This is a genomic window from Stenotrophomonas maltophilia, assembly GCF_002799155.1.
Lineage (GTDB): Bacteria > Pseudomonadota > Gammaproteobacteria > Xanthomonadales > Xanthomonadaceae > Stenotrophomonas > Stenotrophomonas maltophilia_R.
Map to the genome: position 1 here is coordinate 1,435,608 of NZ_NERD01000002.1, position 24,437 is coordinate 1,460,044.

Annotated in this window: 20 protein-coding genes; 18 read left to right on the top strand and 2 right to left on the bottom strand. The window is 67.2% G+C overall.

The features are described 5' to 3' along the window. The first annotated feature begins 1 nt into the window (after position 1). The 18 genes from hisS to cueR all read left to right on the top strand — a co-directional run bounded on the left by hisS (position 2) and on the right by cueR (position 20,465). Positions 2-1,399, top strand: a complete 1,398-nt coding sequence (hisS, locus tag B9Y82_RS07315) for a histidine--tRNA ligase (RefSeq protein WP_100472111.1) — start codon at positions 2-4, stop codon at positions 1,397-1,399. A gap of 316 nt (positions 1,400-1,715) precedes the next feature. Continuing rightward, a complete protein-coding gene (locus tag B9Y82_RS07320) occupies positions 1,716-2,024 on the top strand; it encodes a YerC/YecD family TrpR-related protein (protein ID WP_100472112.1) in 309 nt (102 codons plus the stop codon). Between the two features lie 34 nt (positions 2,025-2,058). Next, the gene (hisG, locus tag B9Y82_RS07325; protein ID WP_012480030.1) at positions 2,059-2,970 is read left to right on the top strand and encodes an ATP phosphoribosyltransferase; all 912 of its coding nucleotides are present in this window, start codon (positions 2,059-2,061) and stop codon (positions 2,968-2,970) included. Then, entirely contained in the window at positions 2,967-4,262 is a 1,296-nt protein-coding gene (hisD, locus tag B9Y82_RS07330) for a histidinol dehydrogenase (protein WP_100472113.1), read from the top strand. Before hisG ends, hisD begins: the two co-directional genes overlap by 4 nt. Then, positions 4,259-5,353 (top strand): histidinol-phosphate transaminase, encoded by a 1,095-nt coding sequence (gene hisC / locus B9Y82_RS07335; protein WP_100472114.1) that lies wholly within the window; start codon positions 4,259-4,261, stop codon positions 5,351-5,353. Before hisD ends, hisC begins: the two co-directional genes overlap by 4 nt. Beyond that, on the top strand, positions 5,350-6,423 hold the full coding sequence (gene hisB, locus B9Y82_RS07340; protein WP_100472115.1) for a bifunctional histidinol-phosphatase/imidazoleglycerol-phosphate dehydratase HisB: 1,074 nt from the start codon (positions 5,350-5,352) through the stop codon (positions 6,421-6,423). The genes hisC and hisB overlap by 4 nt, the downstream gene beginning before the upstream one ends. Beyond that, positions 6,420-7,022 carry an imidazole glycerol phosphate synthase subunit HisH gene (gene hisH, locus B9Y82_RS07345; protein ID WP_100472116.1) on the top strand — a complete coding sequence of 201 codons (603 nt, stop codon included), beginning with the start codon at positions 6,420-6,422 and terminating at the stop codon, positions 7,020-7,022. Before hisB ends, hisH begins: the two co-directional genes overlap by 4 nt. Continuing rightward, on the top strand, positions 7,019-7,753 hold the full coding sequence (hisA, locus tag B9Y82_RS07350) for a 1-(5-phosphoribosyl)-5-[(5-phosphoribosylamino)methylideneamino]imidazole-4-carboxamide isomerase (protein ID WP_100472117.1): 735 nt from the start codon (positions 7,019-7,021) through the stop codon (positions 7,751-7,753). The genes hisH and hisA overlap by 4 nt, the downstream gene beginning before the upstream one ends. Next, entirely contained in the window at positions 7,747-8,523 is a 777-nt protein-coding gene (gene hisF, locus B9Y82_RS07355; protein ID WP_100472118.1) for an imidazole glycerol phosphate synthase subunit HisF, read from the top strand. Before hisA ends, hisF begins: the two co-directional genes overlap by 7 nt. Continuing rightward, on the top strand, positions 8,513-9,133 hold the full coding sequence (gene hisIE / locus B9Y82_RS07360) for a bifunctional phosphoribosyl-AMP cyclohydrolase/phosphoribosyl-ATP diphosphatase HisIE (RefSeq protein ID WP_100472119.1): 621 nt from the start codon (positions 8,513-8,515) through the stop codon (positions 9,131-9,133). The genes hisF and hisIE overlap by 11 nt, the downstream gene beginning before the upstream one ends. 98 nt (positions 9,134-9,231) lie before the next feature. Beyond that, positions 9,232-10,821, top strand: a complete 1,590-nt coding sequence (locus tag B9Y82_RS07365; protein ID WP_100472120.1) for a calcineurin-like phosphoesterase C-terminal domain-containing protein — start codon at positions 9,232-9,234, stop codon at positions 10,819-10,821. A 34-nt stretch (positions 10,822-10,855) separates the two neighbouring features. Continuing rightward, a complete protein-coding gene (locus B9Y82_RS07370; RefSeq protein ID WP_100472121.1) occupies positions 10,856-11,140 on the top strand; it encodes a hypothetical protein in 285 nt (94 codons plus the stop codon). A gap of 84 nt (positions 11,141-11,224) precedes the next feature. Continuing rightward, complete coding sequence (locus tag B9Y82_RS07375) at positions 11,225-12,247, top strand: glucokinase (RefSeq protein ID WP_100472122.1); 1,023 nt, start codon at positions 11,225-11,227, stop codon at positions 12,245-12,247. A gap of 51 nt (positions 12,248-12,298) precedes the next feature. Continuing rightward, on the top strand, positions 12,299-13,297 hold the full coding sequence (locus tag B9Y82_RS07380) for a N(4)-(beta-N-acetylglucosaminyl)-L-asparaginase (RefSeq protein ID WP_100472123.1): 999 nt from the start codon (positions 12,299-12,301) through the stop codon (positions 13,295-13,297). Further along, complete coding sequence (locus B9Y82_RS07385) at positions 13,294-14,025, top strand: copper homeostasis protein CutC (protein ID WP_100472124.1); 732 nt, start codon at positions 13,294-13,296, stop codon at positions 14,023-14,025. Before B9Y82_RS07380 ends, B9Y82_RS07385 begins: the two co-directional genes overlap by 4 nt. Positions 14,026-14,378: 353 nt before the next feature. Beyond that, positions 14,379-17,336 carry a TonB-dependent receptor plug domain-containing protein gene (locus tag B9Y82_RS07390; RefSeq protein ID WP_100472125.1) on the top strand — a complete coding sequence of 986 codons (2,958 nt, stop codon included), beginning with the start codon at positions 14,379-14,381 and terminating at the stop codon, positions 17,334-17,336. 160 nt (positions 17,337-17,496) lie between these two features. Next, positions 17,497-19,998 (top strand): heavy metal translocating P-type ATPase, encoded by a 2,502-nt coding sequence (locus B9Y82_RS07395; protein WP_100472126.1) that lies wholly within the window; start codon positions 17,497-17,499, stop codon positions 19,996-19,998. Positions 19,999-20,009: 11 nt separating this feature from the next. After that, complete coding sequence (cueR, locus tag B9Y82_RS07400) at positions 20,010-20,465, top strand: Cu(I)-responsive transcriptional regulator (RefSeq protein ID WP_100472127.1); 456 nt, start codon at positions 20,010-20,012, stop codon at positions 20,463-20,465. A gap of 81 nt (positions 20,466-20,546) precedes the next feature. Here the strand turns inward: cueR and B9Y82_RS07405 are convergent, their stop codons facing one another. Beyond that, positions 20,547-20,741, bottom strand: a complete 195-nt coding sequence (locus tag B9Y82_RS07405) for a heavy-metal-associated domain-containing protein (protein WP_008267227.1) — start codon at positions 20,739-20,741, stop codon at positions 20,547-20,549. Between the two features lie 191 nt (positions 20,742-20,932). Beyond that, the gene (locus B9Y82_RS07410; protein ID WP_100472128.1) at positions 20,933-24,007 is read right to left on the bottom strand and encodes a TonB-dependent receptor; all 3,075 of its coding nucleotides are present in this window, start codon (positions 24,005-24,007) and stop codon (positions 20,933-20,935) included. Positions 24,008-24,437 lie beyond the last annotated feature (430 nt).

Here is a 24,437-nt window from a genome sequence, read left to right on the forward strand (position 1 = left end):
CGTGATCAAGCCCCGTACCCCGCCCGGCACCCTTGAACTGCTGCCGCGCGAGCAGATTGCGTTCCAGCGCATGCTGGACGTCATCCGCCGCAACTACGAGCGCTTCGGGTTCCTGCCGGTGGAGACGCCGGTGTTCGAGCTGTCCGACGTGCTGCTGACCAAGTCCGGTGGCGAGACCGAGCGCCAGGTGTACTTTGTGCAGTCCACCGGTGCGCTGGCCAATGCCGCCGAATCGGGTGACCGTTCGCTGCCGGAAATGGCGCTGCGCTTCGACCTGACCGTGCCGCTGGCGCGCTACGTGGCCGAGCACGAACACGAGCTGACCTTCCCGTTCCGCCGTTACCAGATGCAGCGCGTCTACCGTGGCGAGCGTGCCCAGCGCGGCCGTTTCCGCGAGTTCTACCAGTGCGACATCGACGTGATCGGCAAGGACAGCCTGAGCGTGCGCTACGACGCCGAAGTGCTGGCGGTCATCCATGCGGTGTTCTCGGAACTGCGCATCGGTGATTTCAGCATCCAGCTGAACAACCGCAAGCTGATGCGCGGCTTCTTCGAGAGCCTGGGCGTGGCCGAAGGCGAGCGCCAGCTGGCGGTGCTGCGCGAAGTGGACAAGCTGGACAAGCGCGGCGCCGACTATGTGCGCGAGACGCTGGTGGGCGAGGGCTTCAACATCCCGGCCGAACAGGTCGAGAAGATCCTGGCGTTCGTCGCCGTGCATTCGCAGGGCCATGCCGATGCGCTGGCGCAGCTGGCCACGCTGGAAGCCGATGCTGGTTCCTCGGAGATCCTGCGTACCGGCGTGGCCGAACTGCGCGAAGTGCTGCAGCTGGTGCAGGCGCTGGGCGTGCCGGAAAGCGCGTACTGCCTGAACTTCTCCATTGCGCGCGGCCTGGACTACTACACCGGCACTGTCTACGAGACCACGCTGACCGACCACCCGCAGATCGGTTCGATCTGCTCGGGCGGCCGTTACGAAGACCTGGCCAGCCACTACAGCAAGTCGAAGCTGCCGGGCGTGGGTATCTCCATCGGCCTGTCGCGCCTGTTCTGGCAGCTGCGCGAGGCGGGTCTGATCGACGGCATCGAGGCCAGCAGCGTGCAGGCGCTGGTGGCGCTGATGGACGAGCAGGGCATGCCGCAGTCGCTGGACATCGCGCGCCGCCTGCGTGCCGGTGGCATCAACACCGAAGTGCAGATGGAGCCGAAGAAAATCGGCAAGCAGTTCCAGTACGCAGCCAAGGCCGGCATCCGCTTCGTGGTGCTGGCCGGTGAGGACGAGCTGGCGCGCGGCGTGGTGGCGGTGAAGGACCTGTTGCGCGAGCAGCAGTTTGAAGTCTCCCGCGACGAGCTGGCCAGCACCCTGCAGGTGGAGCTGGAGCAGTCCAAGGCGATGGCGTGATGCGGGCCGCAGCAGGGGCGTTGGAGAACATCAAGCCCCTGCCGAGCCGGCAGGGCAGCCTGTTCGGGGAGTGCCTGCGGCGCGGAGCGCTGCAGGCGGAGGTGCGCTGTCTGCCCTGAGTCGGGCCAGGTTGGTGATTTGAACGTAGAGCGCCCACCCTTGGTGGGCGTTTTGCGTTTCCGCGATCCGGTGCAGGGGTCAGATCCGTTTTCCAAAGGCAAACGGATCTGACCCCATGAGCCCCCGAGTTGACGCACTGCGCAAGAATGCGCTAATGTACTAACGCGCTATTACATTGATGCATGGAAACGACTCCGTGAAAGCCCGCCCCGAGATTGCCGCCAAAGACCCGAAGGCCGACCTGGAAGCCCTGGCCCGGGCCTTTGCCGCCCTGTGCGAGCCGGACCAAGTCGAAGCTTTCCTGCGTGACCTGTGCACCCCGGCCGAGCTGGAAGCCATGGCTGACCGCTGGAAGGTGGTGCCGCTGTTGCAGCTGGGCGTGCCCTATCGCGAGATCCACGAGCGCACCGGCGTCAGCGTGACCACCACCGGACGGGTGGCACGCACGCTCGAGCATGGCCATCGAGGCTATGCCGCCGCCGTCGACCGCCTTGCTCTGCGCTGATCCGCGCCCCGTTCCGAACTTCGAGACCTCCCCCATGAGTGCAACCCAGGCAGCGCCGGCACGAGACCGGTTGCGTATCGCCATCCAGAAGAGTGGCCGGCTGGCCGAACCCGCCCGTAACCTGCTCAGCGCCTGCGGCCTGAGCTGGCGCGAGAGCCGCGACAAGCTGTTCTGCTACGGCGAATCGCTGCCGGTGGACCTGCTGCTGGTGCGCGACGACGACATTCCCGGCCTGATTGCCGATGGCGTCTGCGACCTCGGCATCGTCGGCCGCAACGAACTGGATGAGCAGGCCGCAGCGCGTCGCCAGATCGGCCTGCCGGATGCCTACCAGGCGCTGCGCGGGCTGGGCTTCGGCCAGTGCCGGCTGATGCTGGCGGTGCCCGAGGAATGGCAGTGGCAGGGTCCGGCGCAGCTGGCCGGCGCCCGCATCGCCACCAGCTACCCGGCCATCCTCAAGCAGTGGCTGGCCGAGCAGGGCGTGGATGCACAGGTGGTCGAGCTGTCCGGTTCGGTGGAAATCGCCCCGCGACTGGGTACCGCCGACCTGATCTGCGATCTGGTGTCCAGCGGCGCCACGCTGCGTGCCAACCAGTTGACCCCGGTGCACAACCTGCTCGACAGCGAGGCGGTGTTGGCCGGTGCGGTGCGCGTGCCGGATGATGCACGTGCATCGTTGCGCGCGATGCTGCTGCGCCGCCTCGACGGCGTGGTGCAGCGCCAGGACCGCAAGCTGCTGATGTTCCGTGCCAGCGAGGATCGCGTCGACGCACTGGCGCAGCTGCTGGCCGATGCCGAGCCGCTGGTGCGGTTGCCGGCCGATGGCGGTGCGCTGCGCCTGCAGACCATGTGTCCCGGCCCGCTGAGCTGGCAGCGCATGGAGGAACTCGAGCGCGCGGGTGCGCAGGGCCTGATGGTACTGAGCGTGGAGCGGTCGCTGGCATGAACCGTCTGATCTGGTCCCGACTTGATGAGGCCGCGCGCAGTGCGGCACTGACCCGCCCGGTGCAGACCGTGGCGCAGCAGACCCGCGATGCCGTGGCCGCCCTGATCGCGCAGGTGCGCACGCGGGGTGACGACGCGCTACGTGCGATTACTGCGCGTTTCGATGGTGTCGAGCTGGCCTCGTTTGAAGTGTCCGAAGCCGAATTCGCCGCTGCCGAAGCCGCCGTGCCCGCCGAACTGCGCCAGGCGATGGTGGACGCCGCCGAACGCATCGCGCGCTTCCACGCCGCTGGCATGGGCAAAGGCTATGCGGTGGAAACCGCGCCGGGCGTGGTCTGCGAACGCATGCTGCGCCCGATCGGCCGGGTGGGCCTGTACGTACCGGCCGGCAGCGCGCCGCTGCCGTCCACCGCGTTGATGCTGGGCGTTCCGGCGCAGCTGGCCGGTTGCCCGCAGGTCGTGCTGTGCACGCCGCCGCGCGCCGACGGCAGCGCCGATCCGGCGGTGCTGGTAGCCGCCCGCCTGACCGGCGTGCAGCGCGTGTTCAAGCTGGGTGGTGCGCAGGCGATCGCGGCGATGGCCTATGGCACTGCCAGCATTCCGGCCTGCGACAAGCTGTTTGGCCCCGGCAACAGCTTCGTCACCGAAGCCAAGCAGCAGGTGGCGCAGGAGGGCGCAGCGGCCATCGACATGCCGGCCGGGCCCTCGGAAGTGCTGGTCGTTGCCGATGCCGGTGCCAATCCAGCGTTCGTTGCCGCCGACCTGCTGTCGCAGGCCGAGCATGGCCCCGATTCGCAGGTGCTGCTGCTGACCGACGATGCCGTGATGCTGGCGGCGGTCGAGGCTGAGGTGGAGCGCCAGGTGGCCCTGCTGCCACGCCAGCAGATCGCGCGCCAGGCGCTGTCGGCGTCGCGCCTGATCCAGGTCGATTCGCTGGACGAGGCCTTCGCGATCAGCAACCGCTATGCGCCCGAGCACCTGATCCTGGCATTGCGCGAGCCGCGCGACTGGCTGGACCAGGTGCAGGCCGCCGGCTCGGTGTTCCTCGGCGACTACACGCCCGAAGCACTGGGCGACTACTGCAGCGGCACCAACCACGTACTGCCCACCGCCGGTGCCGCGCGTGCCTATAGCGGTGTCAGCGTGGCCAGCTTCCAGAACCTGATCAGCGTGCAGAGCGCCAGCGCTGCCGGCCTGGCGGCGATCGGCGGCTGCGCGCGCATCATCGCCAGTGCCGAAGGCCTGGATGCGCACGAGCGTGCGGTCGCAGTGCGCATGGAGGCGGCGGCATGAGTGCGGCGATCGATGATGTGCTGGCCCTGGTGCGCCCGGACCTGCAGGCCTTCGCCGGCTACAGTTCGGCGCGCAGCGCGGCGGTGCAGGGGGAGGTCTGGTTGAACGCAAACGAGTCGGCCTGGCCCAATCCGGCGGATGCTGCAGGCAGCAGCCGGCGCTATCCGGAACCGCAGCCGTTGGCGCTGCGCGAAGGCTTGGCCGCGCTGTACGGCGTGACGCCGCAGCAGCTGCTGATCGGCCGCGGCAGCGACGAAGCCATCGATCTGCTGGTGCGCGCCTTGTGCGTTCCGGGCCACAGTGGCGTACTGGTCACGCCGCCGGTGTTCGGCATGTACGCGGTCTGCGCACGCCTGCAGGGTGCCGCACTGATTGAAGTGCCCCTGGTGGACAGCGAAGACGGCCTGCGTGCCGATCTGGATGCTGTGATCGATACGGCCAAGTCGCGCAACGCCAAGCTGGTGTTCCTGTGCGCACCGTCCAACCCGGCCGGCAGTGACATCGGCCTGGCCGATATCGAGCGGGTGGCCACTGCTCTGCGCGGGCAGGCTCTGGTGGTGGTAGACGAGGCTTACGTCGAGTACGCGCAACGCCCGCCGGCGACCACGCTGCTGGCTGCGCACGCCAACCTGGCGGTACTGCGCACGCTGTCGAAGGCGCACGCACTCGCGGCCGCCCGTATTGGCAGCCTGATCGCTGCCCCGGAACTGATTGCCGTGCTGCGCCGCTGCCAGGCGCCGTACCCGGTACCGACGCCGTGCGCCGAGCTGGCCGCGCAGGCGTTGCAGCCGGCCGCGCTGGCACGCACCGCCGAGCGCGTGGCCACGGTGATCGCCGAGCGCGGGCGCCTGTCCGCGGCGCTGCCAGGCCTGCCCGGCGTTCGTCGCGTGTACCGCTCGTCCGGCAACTACCTGCTGGTCCGCTTCACCGATGCGCAGGCAGCGTTCGATACGCTGCTGGCGGCCGGCGTGGTCGTGCGTGACCAGCGCGCCGCGCCGCAGCTGGGTGATGCGCTGCGCATCAGCATCGGCAGCCCCGAAGAGAATGACCGTGTGCTTGCGGCCCTGTCGGCGCGGAGGGCCGCCGCATGACCCCGATCCTGTTCATCGACCGCGACGGCACCCTCATCGAGGAGCCGTCCGATTTCCAGATCGACACCTACGAGAAGCTGCGCTTCGTGCCGCAGGTGATCCCGGCGCTGCTGAAGCTGCGGGATGCCGGATACCAGTTCGTGATCGTCACCAACCAGGATGGCCTCGGCAGTGACAGCTACCCGCGCGCCAGCTTCGATGGCCCCAACGACCTGATGCTGCAGATCTTCGAGAGCCAGGGCATCACCTTCCGTGACGTGCTGATCGACTGCAGCTGGCCGCAGGACAATGCGCCGACCCGCAAGCCGGGCATCGGCCTGATGACTGCCTACCTGCAGGACCGCAGCATCGACTGGGCGCGCTCGGGCATGATCGGCGACCGCATCACCGACCTGCAGTTCGCCGACAACCTCAACATCCGCGGTTTCCAGCTGCGCACCGAGCAGTTCGGTGGCGAGTGGGACTGGCCGGGCATCGCTCACGCGCTGGCCGATGCGCCGCGTACTGCCGTGGTCCAGCGCAACACCAAGGAAACGAAGATCCGCGTCGAACTGGATCTGGACCGTGCCGGCGATGCGCACATTTCCACTGGCCTGCCGTTCTTCGACCACATGCTGGAACAGATCGGCAAGCACGGTGGCTTCGCGCTGGACATCCAGGCCGAGGGCGACCTGCACATCGATGAGCACCACACCATCGAAGACACCGGGCTCGCATTGGGCCAGGCGCTGCGCGAGGCGCTGGGTGACAAGCGCGGCATCGGCCGCTACGGCTTCACCCTGCCGATGGACGAGACCCTGGCCAGCGCCGCGTTGGATTTCAGCGGTCGCCCGTACTTCGTGTTCGAGGGCGAGTTCAAGCGCGAGCGCGTGGGCGACATGCCGACCGAGCTGGTGCCGCACTTCTTCCGGTCACTGTGCGATGCCAGCGGCCTGAACCTCAACCTGCAGGTGCGCGGCGACAACGACCACCACAAGGTGGAAGCCTGCTTCAAGGCACTGGCGCGCGCGCTGCGCCCGGCATTGGCCCGCCAGGGCACGGCACTGCCGAGCACCAAGGGGGCGCTGTGAGCGACGTTGCGCTGATCGACGCCGGCGGTGCCAACCTGGGCTCGGTGCGCTACGCATTGGAGCGCCTGGGCGCGACGGTGCGGCTGGTGCGCGACGCCGACGGTCTGGTCGGTGCGCAGCGGGTGATCCTGCCTGGCGTCGGCGCCGCCGGTCCTGGCATGCAGCGCCTGCACGCGCAAGGCCTGGTGGAGCCGTTGCAACGACTGGAGGTGCCGCTGATGGGCATCTGCCTGGGCATGCAACTGCTGTTCGAGCGCTCCGAGGAGGCCGGCGTCGAGGCACTGGGCTTGATTCCCGGCGTGGTGCGCAAGCTGGTGCCGGCCTGCGGCATCCGCGTGCCGCACATGGGCTGGAACCGCCTGCTGCCGCTGCGCGAATCGCTGCTTCTGCGGGGTGTGCCGGAGCGCGCCAGCGCCTACTTCGTACACAGCTATGCGGCGCCGCTCAATACCCACACCGTCGCCGCCTGTGACCACGGCGGCCTGTTCACCGCCGTGGTCGAGCAGGGGCGTTACTACGGCGCGCAGTTCCATCCCGAGCGCTCCGGCGAGACCGGCTCGCTGATGCTGCGCAACTTCCTCGAGGGCACTGCTGCATGAGTTTCATCGTCTACCCCGCGCTGGATATCCGCGATGGCCGCGTGGTGCGGCTGCGCCAGGGCGACTATGCGCAGGAAACCTCATATGGCGACGATCCGCTGCCGCGCGCACACGCCTTCGCCGCACAGGGCGCGCAATGGATGCATCTGGTCGACCTGGACGCCGCACGCGCCGGTGGCTACACGCTGGCACCGCTGCTGTCGTCGATCCGCGCGCAGACCACGCTGCAGGTGCAGACCGGTGGTGGGGTGCGTGGCCGTGACGATGTGGCGCGCATCCTCGACGCCGGCGCCGGCCGCGTGGTGGTGGGTTCGCTGGCAGTCCGTCGCCCCGACGAAGTGGTCGGCTGGCTGGAGGAGTTCGGCGCCGGGCGCATCACCATTGCGCTGGATGCCCGCCAGGATGCCCAGGGCCAATGGCAGCTGCCTGTGCACGGCTGGACCGAGAATGCCGGCGTGACCCTGGATGACCTGGCCCAGCGTTATGCGCGTGCCGGCATGCGCCACTTGTTGTGCACCGACATCGCCCGCGACGGCATGCTGGCCGGGCCCAACATCAGCCTCTACCAGCACCTGTCGGCGCTGCTGCCGGGCGTGGCGGTACAGGCCTCCGGTGGCATCCGTGACGTTGCCGATGTGGCCGAGGCGCGTGCTGCCGGCTGCGGCGGTGCCATCCTCGGCAAGGCCCTGCTGGAGCAGCGCATGGACCTGGGCGAGGCGCTGGCATGTTGAGCCGCCGCATCATTCCGTGCCTGGACGTGCGCGATGGCCGCGTGGTCAAGGGCGTACGCTTCCGCGATCACGTCGACATGGGCGACATCGCCGAGTTGGCACAGCGCTACCGCGACCAGGGCGCCGACGAACTGGTGTTCTATGACATCGGCGCCAGTCCCGAGGCGCGGTCGGTTGATGTTGCGTGGATCGAGCGTATCGCGCGCCTGATCGATATTCCGTTCTGCGTGGCCGGTGGCATCGACAGCGTGGAGACCGCGCGTCGCGTGCTGTTCGCCGGTGCCGACAAGGTGTCGATCAACTCGCCGGCGCTGGGCCGCCCGGAGCTGATCACCGAGCTGGCAGATGAGTTCGGCGTGCAGTGCGTGGTGGTGGGTGTGGACTCGGTACGCGAAGCGGACGGCCAGTGGCGGGTACGCCGTTTCAGTGGCGACCCGGACAAGACCCAGGCGGTACCGCTGCGGACCCTGGACTGGATCGTCGAAGCGCAGCGGCGTGGCGCTGGCGAGATCGTGCTGAACTGCATGGACAGCGACGGTGTGCGCCGTGGCTACGATGTCGCGCAGCTGCAGCAGGCGCGCGCGCTGTGCCAGGTGCCGCTGATCGCTTCCGGCGGTGCCGGTGCTATGGAGCACTTCGCCGAAGCCTTCGACCAGGCCGACGTCGACGGCGCGCTGGCGGCCAGTGTGTTCCACAGCGGCGCCATCGCCATTGCGGAATTGAAGCGCTACCTGCGCGGACAGCAGATCGAGGTGCGGGATGTCTATTGACGTGAGGCCATCGCTGGATGCGCTGCAGGCGCTGGACTGGGGCAAGGGCGACGGCCTGCTGCCGGCCGTGGTGCAGGATGCCGACACCCTGCAGGTGCTGATGCTGGGCTATGTCAGCGCCGAATCGCTGGCTGCCACGCTGGCCATCGGCCATATGACCTTCTTCAGCCGCAGCAAGCAGCGGTTGTGGACCAAGGGCGAGCAGTCCGGCAACGTGCTGGTGGTGCAGTCGATCCGTGTCGATTGCGATGCCGATACGCTGCTGGTGCTGGCACGCCCGGCCGGGCCAACCTGCCACACTGGTGCCGAGAGCTGTTTCGACCAGGCACCGAAGGACTTCCTCGGTGGGCTGGGCCAGCTGGTGGCGATGCGCGAGGCGCAGCGCCCGCCGGGCAGCTACACAACCAGCCTGTTCGAGGGCGGCATCCGCCGCATCGCGCAGAAGGTGGGCGAGGAGGGTGTGGAGACCGCATTGGCGGCGGTGGCGCAGGACGATGAGGCGCTGCTGGGCGAGGCCTCGGACCTGCTCTACCACCTGCTGGTGCTGTTGCGCGCGCGCGGGCTGTCGCTGGATGATGCGCGGGCGGTGCTGGAAAAACGCCATCGTTGAGGAGGTGGGGCGGAGCAACGGCCCGCACCCACCTTTGCAATGCAGCCGAGCATGGCTCGGCTCTACAATAGGGGGTCTTCTTCTTTCCCGGACCGCCCATGAAACTGCCTGCCGCCTGGCTGTGCTGCCTGTTGCTGACCTCGCCGGCCTGGGCCGCGGACACCGTGGTCAGCGGCAAGGTCTATCTGGAGCGCGACGGCAGGCCTGGGCGCGGTGCGACCGATCCGGGCCTGGCCGGGGTGCAGGTGTCCAACGGCGAGGCCATCGTCAAGACCGCCGCCGACGGCAGCTACAGCCTGCCGGTGCGCGACGGCCAGACCGTGTTCGTGATAAAGCCCGATGCGTATTCGTTCCTGAAGGCGACCGACGGTCTGCCCTCGTTCTGGCGCCACTACCGCCCGAACGGCTCGCCGGCGCTGAAGTACGGCGGCATCGCCGCCACCAGCGATGCCACCCGCGACTGGGATTTCGCGCTGCAGGCGGATCGCCATGACAGCCGCCGTGGTTTCCAGATGCTGGTGTTCACCGATTCGCAGACCGCCAGCCTGAAGGACATCGGCTACTACCAGCAGTCGATCGTGGCGCCGCTGGTCGGCCAGACCAGGGCGCGCATGGGCACCACCCTGGGTGACATCGTCAACGACGACCTGGCCCTGTATCCGGCCATCAACAAGGTCACCACCGAACTTGGCGTGCCGTGGTTCCATGTGCCGGGCAACCACGACCTCGACTTCGATGCCGTCAGCGATGAGCATTCGCTGGACAGCTGGCGCAACATCTACGGCCCGGACACCTACGCGGTGGAAGAGGGCGGTGCCAGTTTCGTCTTCCTGGACGATGTGGTGTACGACCCCAAGGCCAAGCCGAAGTACATCGGCGGCCTGCGCGAAGACCAGTTCGCTTTCCTTGCCGGCTACCTGAAGGGCCTGCACAAGGACCGCCTGCTGGTGCTGGGCATGCACATCCCGCTGTTCGATGCCGCGCCGGGGCGCGAGACCTTCCGCCACGCCGACCGCCAGCGCCTGTTCGACCTGCTGAAGGACTTCCGCAACGTGCTGGTGCTCAGCGGCCACAGCCACACCCAGCAGCACGTCTACCACGGCAAGGCTGAGGGTTGGAACGGCGACAAGCCGCTGCACGAATACAACGTCGGTGCCAATTGCGGTGCGTTCTGGTCGGGGGTGAAGAATGCCGCTGGCGTGCCGGACAGCACCATGAGCGACGGCACGCCGAAGGGCTATGCATTGCTCGACGTGGCCGGCAACGGCAGCTATCGCCTGCAATACCGGGTGGCCGGCAAGCCGGCCAGCGAGCAGATCGGCCTGCATGCGCCGAAGGTGCTGCGCCAGGGCGCCTATCCAGCGTGGGGCGTCTATGCCAACGTCTACATGGGTGAGGACGCCAGCGTCGTCGAGTACCGCGTCGATGGCGGCGCCTGGCAGCCGATGAAGCAGGTCAGCCAGCCCGATCCGCGACTGATGGTGGAGAACGTGGCCGACGACCTGGCCAACAGCCTGCGTGGCTACGACCGTTCCCCGGAGGCCACTGCGTCGCCGCACCTGTGGCGCGGTGCGCTGCCGACCGATCTGGCAGTGGGCAGCCACAAGGTCGAGGTACGCTCCACCCAGCCTGATGGTGCCGTGTTCACCGCCACCACCAGCTACAGCCTGCAGACTGCCCAGCCCTGACACCCGCATCACTGCTCCAGCGAAAGGACCCCGCATGGATATCCGCTTCATGGCCGGCACCACGCCGGTGACCCTCAGCCGCCACTGGTTCACCGGCGCGATGCTGCTGCAGAGCGCCACCGAGAAGGTCTGGGTGCAGCACCCGCTGCATCCGGGCACCCACTTCTCGTTCTCGCTGGTACAGTCGTGGCTGCGGCAGATCGCCGGCCACGAGGTGCTGGTCGAGCGCACGCGGCCACTGTTGTTCGCCGGCTTCCGCCCGCAGCGCCTGCGCGTGCTGGTGGATGGGGTGCAGGTGGCCGAACAGGAAGGCATGTAGGCCAACCTGAACCACCGGCGCGCTAGGCAAAGCCGCCCCGATGCCTGAGAATCGGGGCGATTCAATCGATCCAAGCAGGCCAGCGTGACCATCGCAGCAGCGTCTCCGGTTTCCACCGACTCCGCCCGCGGCGGTCTTCCGCGCAGCCTTGTTGTCGCCGATGTCGGCGGCACCTTTGCCCGTCTGGCCTTGGCTGAGACCCAGCCCGGCCAGGCGCCGCTGCTGGGCAGCCATCGCACCTATGCCTGTGCCGAGCATTCCAGCCTGGCCGCGATCCTGGCCGACTTCACCGCTGGTCTCGGCCAGCCGGTGCAGACCGCAGTGGTGGCCATCGCCGGCCTGCTCGATGGCGATGTGCTGATCAACTCGAACCTGCCGTGGACGGTTTCGCTGTCGGCCACCCGCGCGCAGTCCGGGCTGCACGAGCTGCAGCTGATCAATGATTTCGAAGCGGTGGCGCTGGCCATCCCGTACCTGCAGCCGGAAACCCTGGTGCCGCTGAACGGCGACGCCGATCCGGCACAGGCGTTCCCGGCGCTGGTGCTGGGTGCAGGTACCGGCCTGGGCGCCGCGCTGCGTTTTGCCGATGGCGAGCGCCCGGTGCTGGCCAGCGAGATCGGCCATGCCGCGCTCGGCGCTGGCAACGCGCTGGAGCTGCAGGTGCTGGGCAAACTGCTGCAGCGTTGGCCGCACGTGGACAACGAACGCGTGCTGTCCGGCAGCGGCCTGATGAATCTCTATCCGTGCCTGTGCGAACTGCGCGGCGTTACCCCGGTGTGGACCAGCACCGAGGCGCTGATCGGTGCCGCACGTAGCGGCGAGGATGCACTGGCAGTGGAAACGCTGCAGGTCTTCTGTGCCTGGCTGGGCAGCCTGGCCGGCGACGCAGCGATCGCCGTCGGTGCGCGCTCGGTATACCTGGCCGGTGGCATTTCCGCGCATGTGCAGGATTTCCTGGCCGATGGCCGCTTCCGTGAGCGCTTCCTCAACAAGGGCGTGCTGACCGAGGTGCTGCGCCAGGTACCGGTGTGGCGGGTGGAGCATGGCCAGCTGGGCGTGCTCGGCGCAGCGGTCTGGCACGCCGCACGGCAGCCCACGCACGACTGATCGGCAGGGCCGGCATCGGGCCGGCCGTGCATTGCAGACTGGGAGGGGAAGATGGTGGATCGCAGGCAGTTCCTGCAGGCCGGTGCACTGGCCGCGGGCATGGCGGCGTTGCCGGGCGTGCAGGCGCGCACGCACGGCGGGGCCAAGGTGGTTTCGACCTGGGACTTCGGCGTGCCGGCCAACCAGGCTGCATGGAAGGTGCTGGCGCAGGGCGGCAGCGCGCTGGATGCGGTGGAAGCAGGCGCACGCTGGGCCGAGAGCGAGTTGTGCAACCCCACCGTCGGCCATTGCGGCAACCCGGATCGCGACGGCGTGCTGAGCCTGGACGCGAGCATCATGGACGGCGATGGCCGTTGCGGTGCAGTGGCCGCGCTGGTCGACATCCTGCATCCGGTGTCGGTGGCCCGCAAAGTGATGGAGAACAGCCCGCACGTGCTGCTGGTGGGCGAGGGCGCGCAGCAGTTCGCGGTGCAGCAGGGTTTCGAGCGCAAGCACCTGCTGACGCCGCAGGCCGAAGCGGCCTGGCGCGAGTGGCTGAAGACCGAGAAGTACCAGCCGCAGATCAACGCCGAGCGCCGTGGTATTCCCGGCAACAGCGACAACCACGACACCATCGGCATGCTGGCACTGGATGCCAAGGGCCATCTGGCCGGTGCCTGCACCACCAGCGGCATGGCGTGGAAACTGCACGGTCGCGTTGGCGACAGTCCGATCATCGGTGCCGGCCTGTACGTCGACAACGAAGTCGGCGCAGCCACTGCCTCGGGCGTGGGCGAGGAGATGATCCGCAACGCCGCCTCGTTCCTGGTGGTCGAGCTGATGCGGCAGGGGCGCTCGCCGGCGCAGGCCTGCCGCGAAGCGATCGACCGCGTGGTGCGCAAGCGCCCCGAAGCGAGCAAGACGCTGCAGGTATGCTTCCTGGCCATGAACAAGCAGGGCGAGGTGGGCGCCTATGCGCTGCATCGTGGCTTCGTCTACGCGGTGTGCGATGCGCAGCGCCAGGATGACCTGCGTGATTCGCCGTCGATCTACACGAGCACCCAGGCGTGAGCACGCGGCTGACCCTGGAGATCGCCAGCAACTCGCTGGCCTCGGCGCTGGCCGCGCAGGCTGGCGGCGCCGACCGCATCGAGCTGTTCGACAACCTGGCCGAGGGCGGCACCACGCCGTCGTTCGCCAGCATCGCGATGGCCCGCGAACGCCTGTCGATCCCGCTGTTCGTGCTGGTGCGGCCACGCCCGGGCGACTTCCACTACGACGCGCTGGAAACCGAGCTGATGCTGCGTGATATCGCGCAGTGCCGCGCGCTGGGCTGCGATGGCGTGGTGATCGGTGCACTGGATGTGCAGGGCAGCATCGACCTGGTGCTGTGCCGTGAACTGGTGCAGGCTGCCGGGCCACTGCAGGTGACCTTCCACCGTGCCTTCGACGCTGCCCGCGATCTGCCGGCGGCGCTGGAGCAGGTGATCGGGCTGGGCTGCCAGCGCGTGCTGACCTCGGGCGGCCAGGCCAGCGCCGAGGCCGGTGCCGATGTGCTGGCGGGCCTGGTCACACAAGCGGCGGGCCGCATCAGTGTGATGGCCGGTGCCGGGCTGGGCCCGGCCAATATCGCGGCCGTGGCACGACGGAGCGGCTGTACTGAACTGCACGCTTCCGCCAAGGGCCTGCGGCGCTCGGCGATGCAGTTCCAGAACCCGGCGCTGCGCGGACTGGACCCGGACTGGAGCCAGACCGCCACTGCCACCGTAGCCGCGCTGCGGCAGGCGCTGGACGCCTGATCGCAGGTCCGGGGTCGAAGCCCTTCTGCGAAGGGATCCGACCCTACGCTGGCCCGCCACGGACAAAACCGTTCCGCGCGCGTTTGTCGCAATCGTGTCACCACTTCGTGCGCCGTTCTCTCAGCGATGTCTCGCAAGCCTTTGATTGTCATGGCGGCGAGCAACCAATAAAGGCACTACGCTTTGTGTTGCTGCGCCGCCGCATGCCGGGCGTGGTTCAGCTGTGCTTTAGTTTGGATCGATCCACAGGGGAGGGTGTCGGGACGGTCTTGAACCGCTCCAGGTGCCCTGATCAGCCGTAGTGCCGCGCCACCACCCGTCCGTGCGTCCACACTTTCGAAGAGCAACCACCCATGGCTCAGATCGTCCGCAAGCGTCGTCACCTGCTGTCCCAGGCCCTGGTCCTGGCCCTGTTGCCCCTGGCCGCCAGTGCGCAGGAGACCGCCAGTTCGTCCACCAAGGATCTCGACGCGGTCACCGTCACCGGCTCGCGCATCAAGCGCGCCAGCGTCGAAGGCCCGGCGCCGGTCAACGTGATCACCGCCGCGCAGATCCAGAAGGAAGGCTTTGTCAGCGTGTACGACGCGCTGAAGACCCTCACCGAGGCCACCGGCACTGTTGAAGCCGCCTCGCAGTGGGGCTCGCACACGCCCAATGCCAGCGGCCTGAACCTGCGCGGGATGGGCCCGAACCGCTCGCTGCTGCTGGTCAACGGCCGCCGTGTGGCCGACTATCCGCTGCCCTACGGCGGCGAAACCAACTTCTCCAACTACGGCAACATTCCCGCTGCCGCAGTCGAGCGCATCGAAGTACTGACCGGTGGCGCCTCGGCCATCTATGGCTCGGATGCGATCGCCGGCGTGGTCAACGTCATTCTGAAGACCAACTACGACGGCGACGAAGTGCGCGTGCGCGGCGGCACGTCCACCGAAGGCGGCCGTGATACCTGGGACCTGTCCTGGGCCGGCGGCAAGACCGGCGACAACTGGAGCGTGACCTATGCGCTGCAGTACACCAAGCGCGATCCGCTGTTCGGGCGTGATCGCCCGCAGATGGACGATGCCGACGACGCGCCGTACCCGTCGTGGAACATGGAACAGCGCAAGGTCGGATTCCGCCCGACGTCCGGCCTGGCGCTGATCGACCCGACCACCGGCCAGCGCCTGGCGCCGCCCACCGGCACCTGCGAGAAGTTCGATGGCGAGTACTACACCGCCGATCGACTGGTCTACAACTACGCCGCCAACACCATCACCAACACTGGCCGCCTGTGCGGCATGAGCGCCGACTACGCCAACTGGCTGCTCACCGGTGGTGCCGAGAACGTGTCCGGCAACCTGTATGCCACCTTCGATTTCAGCAACGACCTGCAGGCCTGGACCAACCTGGCGGTGTACCGCTCCGAAGCCATCTGGGGCACCAATCCGCCCAGCGTGTCGCTGATCGACGATGTCAACGGCTATTACTGGGATGCCAACCGCGACCGCCCGATCCTCGGCGTGCGCCAGTTCACTCCAAACGAGGTGGGCGGCCTGGATACGCTGCGTAACACCAACCGCGAACTGTCCTGGGACTGGAGTGCGGGCCTGCGTGGCCGCCTGGCCGACCGCTTCGACTGGAGCGCTACGGTGGGCCGTTCCTACTACCGCGTGGAAGAACGGCAGAACGTGGTCGACAAGCAGAAGTCGTATGACTACTTCCTCGGCCCACGTCTGGGCACTACCGCCGACGGCGAGGCGATCTACGCCCTGAACGAATCGCGCTGGTGGAACCCGCTGACGCCGGACCAGTACTGGCAGATGGGCACGGTGGCGAAGAACCGCGCGTCCTCATGGGTCAACCAGGCTTCGGCGGATATCACCGGCGAGCTGTTCCAGGGCTGGGCCGGCCCGATTTCGTTTGCGGCGGTGGCCGAGGTTGCGCAGCAGGGCTATCACCTCAGTCCCGACCCACGTGCCGGCATCGACTTCGACCTGCAGAACGTCGACCGCGGTGGCGGCGAGCGCACCCGCTATTCGGCCGGCGTCGAGTTCAAGATCCCGCTGCTGGAGAGCGTGACCGCCACTGCGGCAGCGCGCTACGACCGCTATGGCAACTACAAGGCCGACGACAGCAGCGAAGCGCTGGACATCGGCAGCCAGAAGGAAACCACCTGGAATGTCGGCCTGGAGTGGCGCCCGGTGGAATCGCTGCTGGTACGTGGCTCCTATGCCACCAGCTTCCATGCGCCGGACATGCACTACCTGCTGGGCCAGCCTAGCAGTTCGGAAGTGCAGACCTATGACCGCCTGCGCTGCATCCAGAGTGGCGCCTACCTGGTCAACAACTGTGGCGTGGGCAACACGGACGTCTGGTACACGTTCGACGTGAACCGGCGTGGCACGCCGCTGCTGCGCTCGGAGACCGGCGATTCGTGGACGGTCGGCTTCGTCTGGGACGTGATGCCCAACCTGTCGGTCAGCGCGGACTACTGGGCGATCAAACTGGAAGACATGATCGTCGACGTCGGCGCCGACGAGGTGCTGGCCAGCGAAGCGGGCTGCCTGACCGGCAGGAACATGGACGGTACGCCATGGGCCAACCCGGCCGGCGGCGAGTACTGTGCCGGCATCCTGGCCCGCGTGAACCGTGACAGCAACGGTCGCCTGGTATCGATCGAGCGCGGCCCGTTCAACCTGGCCAGCCGCGAAGTACGCGGCATCGACCTGACCGCGCGCTATCGCCTGGAGACCGCGCAGTGGGGCAGCTTCCAGCTGGGGGTGAACTACACCAACCAGATCTCGACCAAGGAACAGCGCTACGCCAACGATCCGAACCCGGAACGCCGCGATCGCGACCTGCGCAGCAAGCTGCGTGCGAGCCTGGCCTGGCAGCGTGGCAACTGGAATGCCAACGTCTATGCCGATCGCATCGGTTCGGTGCCGGGCGTGCGCTACCACTGGGGTACCGACCGCCTGGACAACCCCGGCGGCTGCCTGCCGTTCGCCGATGGCTACGTTCCCAGTGACAGCCCGTCGCTCAACTGCCTTGAGCCGGCGACGCGCCCGGACGGCTCGCCGAATCCGAATCCCAACGCCGGCCAGCAGACGGCGCGTTACTACGGGCGGGTCGGGCCGTTCATCACCTGGAACTTCAACGTGGGCTACCAGGTGACCGAGCACGCAAAGATCAACGTCTACGTCAACAACGCGTTCAACTCGGCCAGCTGGAACCACAAGGATCCGTACAAGCTGGACTACGATTTCGCCCCGACCCGGTTGCTGGGCGCGGTCGGCCGCGAGTTCGCGCTGGAGTATGTGTTCACCTTCTGACGGGCCCATCTTCGTCGGAAGATCCACGCCATGCGTGGATGCGGAAACTGAACACCCGGGGCGGTGACCTCTTCAGGCATGCGGACAGGCTGGATTTGACCTTCCCACGATGGCAAGGTTTAGCCTGTCCGCATCCAGAAGGAATCCCGGGAATCCGATCATGAGCACGCCCCGCGCCACTGCAATCCCCGCCAGCCCCTCCGCCATCAGCCTGCCCATCGAGGGCATGACCTGCGCCAGCTGTGTGGGCAGGGTCGAAGCGGCGCTGTCCAAGGTCGAAGGCGTGGGCAGTGTTTCGGTGAACCTGGCCACAGAGCGGGCGGACATCCGTCCGTCGGGCCCGGTCGATCGCGCCGCGCTGATCCAGGCGGTGGAGCGGGTGGGCTACGACGTGCCCGCCGGCACCACCGAGTTGTCGGTCGAGGGCATGACCTGCGCGTCCTGCGTGGGCCGCGTCGAACGCGCGCTGCTGGCCGTACCGGGCGTCAGCCAGGCCAGCGTGAACCTGGCCACCGAACGCGCCACGGTGCGTGGCGTGGCGGATGTTGCAGCGCTGGTCGCCGCCATCGACAAGGCCGGCTATGACGCACGCGTGATCGAAGCCGGCGTACAGTCCGATGACGAGGCCGCGGAAAAGAAGGATGCCGAGCGCGCCGGGCTGAAGCGCGACCTGATCGTGGCCACCGCGCTGGCACTGCCGGTGTTCGTGCTGGAAATGGGCTCGCACCTGATCCCCGGCATGCACGAATGGGTGATGTCGACGATCGGCATGCAGGCCAGCTGGTACCTGCAGTTCGTGCTGACCGCGCTGGTGCTGGTCATTCCGGGCCGCCGCTTCTACCAGAAGGGGTTCCCGGCGCTGCTGCGGCTTGCGCCGGACATGAATTCACTGGTGGCGGTGGGCACCGCCGCAGCGTTCGGCTATTCGGTGGTAGCGACCTTTGCACCGCGGCTGTTGCCGCCGGGCACGGTGAACGTCTACTACGAAGCAGCGGCGGTGATCGTCGCGCTGATCCTGCTCGGCCGCTTCCTTGAGGCGCGCGCCAAGGGCCGTACCTCAGAGGCGATCAAGCGCCTGGTCAACCTGCAGGCCAAGGTCGCGCATGTGATTCGTGACGGCCGCACGATCGAGATCCCGGTCAACGAGGTGCTGAGTGGCGACCTGGTGGAAGTGCGCCCGGGCGAGCGCGTGCCGGTCGATGGCGAGGTGGTCGAGGGTCGCAGCTACATCGACGAGTCGATGATCAGCGGCGAGCCGATCCCGGTTGAGAAGCAGCCAGGCAGCAGCGTGGTCGGCGGCACCGTCAACCAGAAGGGCGCACTGACAGTGCGCGCGACGGCGGTGGGGGCGCAGACCATGCTGGCGCAGATCATCCGCATGGTCGAACAGGCGCAGGGCTCGAAGCTGCCGATCCAGGCAGTGGTCGACAAGGTCACGCTGTGGTTCGTGCCGGCGGTGATGCTGGCCGCGCTGGCAACCTTCGCCGTCTGGCTGATCTTCGGGCCCTCGCCGGCGTTGAGCTTTGCGCTGGTCAATGCGGTGGCGGTGCTGATCATTGCCTGCCCGTGCGCGATGGGCCTGGCCACGCCGACCTCGATCATGGTCGGTACCGGTCGTGGCGCCGAAATGGGCGTGCTGTTCCGGAAGGGCGAGGCACTGCAGCTGCTGAAGGACGCGCAGGTGGTGGCGGTGGACAAGACCGGCACGCTGACCGAAGGCCGCCCGCGCCTGACCGACTTTGAGATCACGGACGGCTTCGATCGCAACACGGTGCTGGCGGCAGTTGCCGCGGCGGAATCGCGCTCGGAGCATCCCCTCGCCCGCGCGATTGTTGATGCCGCGACGGAGCATGGCATCGCATTGCCGGCCATGGTCGACTTCGAATCCGTCACCGGCATGGGTGTGCGCGCCAGTGTCGAGGGTGCACGCGTGGAGGTCGGTGCCGATCGCTTCATGCGCGACCTGGGCGTGGACATCACTGCATTCGCAGCATTGGCGGCGGAACTTGGCACGCAGGGCAAGTCGCCGATGTACGCGGCCATCGATGGACGCCTGGCCGCCATCATCGCGGTATCCGATCCGATCAAGCCGAGCACGCCGGCGGCGATCGCCGCACTGCATCAGCTGGGCCTGAAGGTGGCGATGATCACCGGTGACAACGCCGGTACCGCGCGGGCGATCGCGCACCAGCTGGGTATCGATGACGTGGTGGCCGAAGTGCTGCCGGAGGGCAAGGTCGAGGCCGTGCGCCGCCTGAAGGCCACCCATGGCCACGTTGCCTTTGTTGGCGACGGCATCAACGATGCGCCGGCGCTGGCCGAGGCCGATGTCGGCCTGGCCATCGGCACCGGCACCGATATCGCGGTGGAGTCGGCTGATGTGGTGCTGATGTCGGGCAACCTGCAGGGTGTGCCGAATGCCATTGCACTGTCGAAAGCAACGCTGGGCAACATCCGGCAGAACCTGTTCTGGGCGTTCGCCTACAACACCGCGTTGATTCCGGTAGCGGCCGGCGTGCTGTACCCGGTCTGGGGCGTGCTGCTGTCGCCGGTGTTCGCGGCCGGTGCGATGGCGCTGTCCAGCGTGTTCGTACTGGGCAACGCGCTGCGCCTGCGCCGCTTCCAGCCGCCGATGGCGGATGCCACCGCCGCGACCCATTGAAGGAGAACCGCATGAACATCGGTGATGCCGCCAAGGCCTCGAGCGTGTCGGCGAAAATGATCCGCTACTACGAACAGATCGGCCTGATTCCTGCGGCTGATCGCACCGAGTCGGGCTACCGGGCTTACTCGCAGGCGGACATCCACCGCCTGCGCTTCATCCGCCGCGCGCGCGATCTCGGCTTCCAGGTCGCCGAGATCACCGATCTGCTGGGCCTCTGGAACGACACCTCGCGGCACAGCGCCGACGTCAAGCACCTGGCCGAACAGCACATCGCCGATCTGGAACAGCGCATCGAGCACATGCGGCAGATGGCCGACACGTTGAAATCGCTGATCAGCTGCTGCGCGGGCGATGAGCGCCCGGAGTGCCCGATCCTGCAGCGGTTGGGCGAAGACGATGCGGCCCCGGTGCCGCCCGCTGCCGCGAAGTCCGGTGCGGTGCGGCGGCGCGCGCACAAGTATTGAACCGGCGGGAGATGCACATGAAAAAGCCCGCCCGATACGATTGCATCGGGCGGGCCTTGGTCGTGGGCGCGGGCAGGAGGATCAGGCGGTGCGCGGCGGGAAACCGGCATCGTTCACCGCGGCGAACACCTGTTCCTGTGACGCGGTGGTCTGCACCTTGACCAGGCCGGTCGGCGGGTCGGCCACCACGCTCGCGTTCGGATCGATCTGCTGGATCGCGCGGGTCACGCTGCGTGCGCAGCCGCCGCAGGTCATGCCATCGACATGGAATTCCATCTGTAGCTCCTTCGGTGCTCTTGGGGTGGAATCAGTGTGCACCTTCCAACGATGGCAGGGTCAAGCGCCGGGCTGAACGACAGGCAAGGCGCCAACAGAAAACGGCAGCCACCTGTACCAGCGTGGCTGCCGTGGAGGAACGCCCCCGCCAGGGCGGGGCGTGGCTGGCGCCGGTCGTGCCCGGCGTCGCCTCAGAACTTCCAGTTCACGCCGAAATACAGCTGGCGGCCGGCGTACAGGTTGGACAGCAGGCGGGCCTGGCTGTCGTTGCCGATGTAGCTGCGCAGCTCGGACTTGGTGGCGTTCAGCACGGCAGCCGTCACCGTCCAGTCCGGGGTGAGGTTGTAGGCCACGTTCAGGTCTAGCTGGCTGTAGGGCTTGGTGTAGGTGGTCATGCCATTGTTCAGGCCGCCGACCACTTCGCCACGCCGGTTGTACGAAGCACGTGCCAGGAACTTGTCGTTCTCGTAGAACACGGTCACGTTGGCCTGGTTCTTGGCACTGCCGACCAGCGGCGATGAGCCGATTTCCTCGCCGTCCAGCACGATCGAGGCCAGGTTGGTGTCGTTGTAGGTGTAGTTGGCCTGCACGCCCAGGCCGAAGTCGAACGTGTACTGGCCATACAGCTCCACGCCCTGCGACACGCCATCGCGGCCGTTGGCCTGGGTCTCGTACTTCTGCACGGTCACCGACTGACCACCGACATTCATCTGCTGGTCGCGCACCACCGGCACGGTGAAGTTGTCCACGTTCTTGCGGAACAGCGAAACACCTGCGACCGCGCCCGGCTTGAAGTACCACTCCAGGCCAAGGTCGAACTGGACCGCCTTGAACGGCTCCAGCGCCTTGTTGCTGCCCGAGCCGTACCAGCCGGGCGTGTCGGTACCGCCGGTGACACGGCGATCATTGGCGTACTCCTCGCTGATGTAACGCAGGCCGCCGGGGTAGGCGATGCTGGTGTAGCTCGGGCGCGCGACCACCTTCGATGCCGCGCCGCGCAGCACCAGGTTGTCGGTGATGTCCCAGGCGATGTTGAAGCTGGGCAGCACGTCGGTATAGGTCTTTTCCAGCGACGACAGCGCGTACACCTTGTCGCGCACCTGCGGGTCAGGGAGGCGGACGAAGCCACCCTGGCAGCGCAGGTTCGGATCGGCGGCCGGATCATCGCAGCTCATCGGCGCGCCGCTGGCGTTGTCGACGAAGTAGTCGTTGAAGCGCTCGACCGAATCGCTGGACTGGGCGAACTGCTTGGTGCGCACCACGCGCACGCCGATGTTGCCGCGCACGCGCTCGGTGCGGAAGTTGGCCTGGAAGTATCCGGAGTAGATCTTTTCGTTGACGTCGTAGACGAAGTCTTCCTCTGTACGGTTGTGCGAGCCGCCGTAGGTCTTGTTCAGGTAATCGATGTAGGCCGGGTAGTTGATGCCCGGGAACACGTTGGCGTTGAACGCACCGGTGATGTTGCTGATCGGGTTGGACAGGAAGAAGCCCGGCTGCGCATCGCCTGCAGTCGGATCGCAACCGGCCTGGTAGCGATTGTTGTCATAGTCGGACGGGTCCAGGCCCGGGCATACCCAGTAGGTATTGCCGGTATTGCGGTGGACCTTGCCATCGCGGTACTTGGCGCCGAACTGGATCGAATCCAGCCAGCCGGCCTCGAACAGCTTGGTGACGTCTGCCTGGAAGTAGTTCTGCTTGACCTCCGTCTGCATCCACGACGAGTCGGTCGAGCCGGTATCGACTTCCGCGACGCCAGCCATCAACTGCTGCTGCAGGTCTGGCGAGAACTGCACCGACGGCGTGCCGGTCAGGTCCCACGCGGTGTACTGGTTGCCGGACTGCCACTGGTTGCCGACCTTGCGACGCGGCTTGGCCGACATGCGGAAGTTCATCGACGGGCCACCTTCGGACCAGGTACGGCCACCGGTGAACGAGGCCTTCCACAGCGGGCTGATGTCCCAGTCGATGGTCAGGTCGGCGGTCTGCGAAAGCGCCTTCTCCTTGCTGTAGCCGCCGGTGAGCTGCGGGGTGGGGATGGTGCAGTCGTCCGGGCCCCAGCCGCCGGGCTTGAGGCCGGCGGCCGCCGCTTCTTCCTCGCTGCAGTAGTAGGTCTTCCCGGCCAGCTTCTGGTACTGCGCGCCAGTAACGATGCTGCCACTCGGGTCGAAGTCCAGGCCGTTGAGCAGGCGGCCGCCGGCCCAGTTGCCGTCCTGGTTGTATCGGGCCAGGTTCCACTCCGGCACCTTCAGCATGTTCTGCGTGTAGTCGCCCTGCAGTTCGAAGCGGAAGTAGTTGGCCGTCATCGTGACGTTGTCGACTGGCTTGAACTGGAAGGTCAGCTGCCCGCCCTTGCGCTCGCGCTTCTCTTCCTTCACTGCGAAGTTCACCGAGGTCGGCATGAAGAACTCGCTGTAGTTCTTGCCGGCCTGGTTGTTGAAGCCGGACTGGCCCCACCAGTAGTGGATGCCATCCTGTTCGAGCAGATTGCCGTTGGCATCACGGGCCGTGGTGCCGTTGCCGTACCACTGGTAGTCCTCGGTGCTGGCTTCCATGGTGCGGGTGGTGCGGTTCTGCTGGGTCACGCCGACCAGCACGCCGAAGCGCTCATCCTTGCTGTGCCATGAGTACAGCGCCGACACCTGCGGATCGACATCGTGGCTGGTGTCGGAGGTGGTGCCCTCCAGGTTCACGTAGCCGGAGTTGGATTCCATGTCGAGCGGGCGGCGGGTATGCAGGATGACCGTGCCGCCGATGCCGCCTTCGTCGATGCGCGCTTCCGGCGACTTGAACAGCTCGGCGCTGGACAGCATGTTCGACGGCAGCAGGGTGTAGTTGAAGGAACGGGTCGCTTCGTTGTTGGTCTCCGAGGAGGCGACGAAGTTGCCGTTCAACTGGGTCAGGGTCAGGTCCGGCGCAAGGCCGCGCACGCTGACACTCTTGCCCTCACCACCGCTGCGGGTGATGACCACGCCGGGCACGCGCTGCAGCGCGTCGGCGACGTTCTTGTCGGGGAACTTGCCGACGTCTTCGGCGGTGATCACTTCGACCACTGCGTTGGCATCGCGCTTCTGCTCAAGGCTCTTTTCAATGGCGTAGCGGTAGCCGGTGACCTGGACGCTGTCCAGGGTGGTGGCATCCTGCGCGCCGGTGGACGTGGCCTGCTGCGCGGCGGCGCCAGCCGGTATGACGGCGGCGGCCAATGCCAGCGCGATGGCCAGCGACAATGCGTCCTGGCCATGCGTACGTGTTGAATGCTTCATTCCCATCTCTCCCTCTCTCCTGGATTGATCCGGTGACGTGGCACGGACAACTTGAATCGATCTAATTTGAAGTGACTTTGTCGCTGTCGCCATGCAGTGGCAGTAGCACCGCGCGCGTGGCCTGGTACGTCCTGTTGCTGCTCCCCCAACTCCCGGCCATCGCAGCGTCGTCTTGGATCGATCTAAGCGATGGGCGGGCGATTTTTAGCATGGGTCGCCCGTGGGCGCATGCTGCTCCGCAATATGGTACTGGCGTGGCGAAGGGATGACGGTTTGCTGAAATCAGTGAAATCGTTTTCGTGCGCAGGGGAGGGTGGGCCGGCAGGGCTGCGCCCTGCACCTGCTGTGAGCCAGAGCAACGGCCAAAGCCGGAGCCAAAGCCAAAGCGGCTCTGGTTTTCTGCTGGTTTGGCGGGGCGGTGTGGGCTGGCAGGACA

Coding starts and splice junctions, on each gene's coding strand:
- hisG (WP_012480030.1), top strand. CDS start 2,059: ATGAGTGCAACCCAGGCAGCGCCGGCACGAGACCGGTTGCGTATCGCC.
- hisD (WP_100472113.1), top strand. CDS start 2,967: ATGAACCGTCTGATCTGGTCCCGACTTGATGAGGCCGCGCGCAGTGCG.
- hisC (WP_100472114.1), top strand. CDS start 4,259: ATGAGTGCGGCGATCGATGATGTGCTGGCCCTGGTGCGCCCGGACCTG.
- hisB (WP_100472115.1), top strand. CDS start 5,350: ATGACCCCGATCCTGTTCATCGACCGCGACGGCACCCTCATCGAGGAG.
- hisA (WP_100472117.1), top strand. CDS start 7,019: ATGAGTTTCATCGTCTACCCCGCGCTGGATATCCGCGATGGCCGCGTG.
- hisF (WP_100472118.1), top strand. CDS start 7,747: ATGTTGAGCCGCCGCATCATTCCGTGCCTGGACGTGCGCGATGGCCGC.
- hisIE (WP_100472119.1), top strand. CDS start 8,513: ATGTCTATTGACGTGAGGCCATCGCTGGATGCGCTGCAGGCGCTGGAC.
- B9Y82_RS07365 (WP_100472120.1), top strand. CDS start 9,232: ATGAAACTGCCTGCCGCCTGGCTGTGCTGCCTGTTGCTGACCTCGCCG.
- B9Y82_RS07370 (WP_100472121.1), top strand. CDS start 10,856: ATGGATATCCGCTTCATGGCCGGCACCACGCCGGTGACCCTCAGCCGC.
- B9Y82_RS07380 (WP_100472123.1), top strand. CDS start 12,299: ATGGTGGATCGCAGGCAGTTCCTGCAGGCCGGTGCACTGGCCGCGGGC.
- B9Y82_RS07390 (WP_100472125.1), top strand. CDS start 14,379: ATGGCTCAGATCGTCCGCAAGCGTCGTCACCTGCTGTCCCAGGCCCTG.
- B9Y82_RS07395 (WP_100472126.1), top strand. CDS start 17,497: ATGAGCACGCCCCGCGCCACTGCAATCCCCGCCAGCCCCTCCGCCATC.
- cueR (WP_100472127.1), top strand. CDS start 20,010: ATGAACATCGGTGATGCCGCCAAGGCCTCGAGCGTGTCGGCGAAAATG.
- B9Y82_RS07405 (WP_008267227.1), bottom strand. CDS start 20,741: ATGGAATTCCATGTCGATGGCATGACCTGCGGCGGCTGCGCACGCAGC.
- B9Y82_RS07410 (WP_100472128.1), bottom strand. CDS start 24,007: ATGGGAATGAAGCATTCAACACGTACGCATGGCCAGGACGCATTGTCG.